Here is a 1,690-nt window from a genome sequence, read left to right as displayed (position 1 = left end):
TTGTAGTTTTTCAAGGTATTTGTTGGCGTTGTGATTGTGACGCAGCAGTAATACGGCAGCTTCCGAGAACGCCCATTTTAGATGTGCATTGCCAATTTTATTACCTTGGGTGCCATAGGTTTTGCCAGCAGACTCCGCTTTGCATTTGACCAACCGACTGTATGAAGCGAATTTTTGTACGCTTGAAAAGCGATTGATGTCACCAATTTCGTAAATGATAGTGAGTGCGAGAATGCGGCCTATACCATTAATTGTTTGCAAAATATTAAGGTGAACAGGGTTGTGTTGTTTAGCCATTTGTTCAATGTAATGCTCTAAAGGTTTAAGCTCTTTGTGATAGCAATCGAGTATGGCCATATTTAAATTTATAGAGCGTTGTACAACGGGATCAGGAAAGTAATAGCGCATTTTTTCTCTGTCGCAGACGTTTTTTAAATTGACATTATGGGCAGGTAAATTGTACTGGCTGGCAGTATTGGCGACATGGGCTTTTAAATCAGCGCCATGACGGACGATTTTAGTTCTGCGCCGTAATAAGTCGCGTGTAGCACGCATATCTTTGTCATACACATAAGCAAGTGGGAAATTACCACCACGGATGAGTTTGGCAATTTTATGTGAATCTATTTTATCGTTTTTAGCTTTACCGCCATGAATCGCCTTCATGTATAGCGCATGACCAAGAATAAAGTCGATAGTGTGTTCTTTGCAAAAATCAGCGACCCAATACCAACAGTGCATGCACTCTACGCCAACCACAATGTCACCGATATACGGCTTAAGTAGTTTTAGTAGCGCTTCAGGGTCATCTTTAATTTTCTTGTGAACAAGGATAAGTCCTGTATTATCAATGATACAGACGTAAAGTAATCGCGCGTGTAAATCGATACCACAATAATACGGATGCATGTTATTGTAAAAGTTCAATGAGCTTTCTCCTATAAAGGTTAGTTGCCTTTTCAGCGTAGCGAATAATCGCGATGCTGGGGAGGAGGCTCAATGAGTATCAAGGCGCTAAAGACGGACTAACAAACGCTTGGCATTTTTAGCTTGGTTTAGTTATGTGTTTAAGGTGTTTTAATTGAGTGAAGTGGCAGGTTTGTTAGCCACTTAGCTAGTCGTTATGAATCCCTCAGATTCGAGAGAGAAAAATGTATCCGGATGATGTGAATGGTGATGTATTCAGAAGATTGGAGGAAGATGATTTCGATTTCTCTATCGAGCATCCAGTCGATTTCTATGCTATCTATGCCACCGAAGAAGAAGCTGATCTCGTTGCAAGGCAGTACGCAACTGATTGGAAGAGCGGACAAAAATTTAAAAATATCGAAACAAGGCCAAGCGATAAAGGTGGTATGGAGTTAGAGTTAGTCCCAATCATGATGGTTACATATGACAATATCATTGCCTTTGAAAATAAACTGGCCGAGCGTACATCAAAGGTGAACGGGTATTTGGATGGCTGGGGCGTTTTAAATGGCTAAATTCATAACGAAGCCAAGCACATTCGTGCAATGCAAAAAGCGCATTGCACTGGACCTCGCTACGCTCGGCCTGTGTTGGCGGCGTTGGTATGACTCCCACTGTCAAGTTAAACACACTGATCCTTGCCTAACTTTTTAAGCCATAATTACTTCAGCTCGAATTAGAGCGAGTTAATACATAGGATGAAGCAAGTAAGTTCGTCGGT

Annotated in this window: 2 protein-coding genes; one reads left to right on the top strand and one right to left on the bottom strand. The window is 41.4% G+C overall.

Features of this window, described 5'->3' with window-relative positions; genetic code table 11:
- A partial coding sequence (locus H5200_RS23065; protein WP_182762813.1) for an IS110 family transposase occupies positions 1-927 on the bottom strand: 927 nt, incomplete at its 3' end.
- A gap of 224 nt (positions 928-1,151) precedes the next feature.
- Between H5200_RS23065 and H5200_RS23060 the strand changes: the two genes are divergently transcribed.
- Positions 1,152-1,484: a ribonuclease E inhibitor RraB gene (locus tag H5200_RS23060; protein ID WP_182762811.1), complete on the top strand. Its 333-nt coding sequence runs from the start codon at positions 1,152-1,154 to the stop codon at positions 1,482-1,484.
- Positions 1,485-1,690 lie beyond the last annotated feature (206 nt).

This window comes from Pseudoalteromonas sp. SG43-7 (genome assembly GCF_014164295.1).
GTDB classification, from domain to species: Bacteria; Pseudomonadota; Gammaproteobacteria; order Enterobacterales; family Alteromonadaceae; genus Pseudoalteromonas; species Pseudoalteromonas rhizosphaerae.
This window is presented reverse-complemented; position numbering and strand designations above follow the sequence as displayed.

What these genes read in the sequence shown, in the direction of transcription:
- H5200_RS23060 (WP_182762811.1), top strand. Translation starts at nt 1,152, where the DNA reads ATGTATCCGGATGATGTGAATGGTGATGTATTCAGAAGATTGGAGGAA.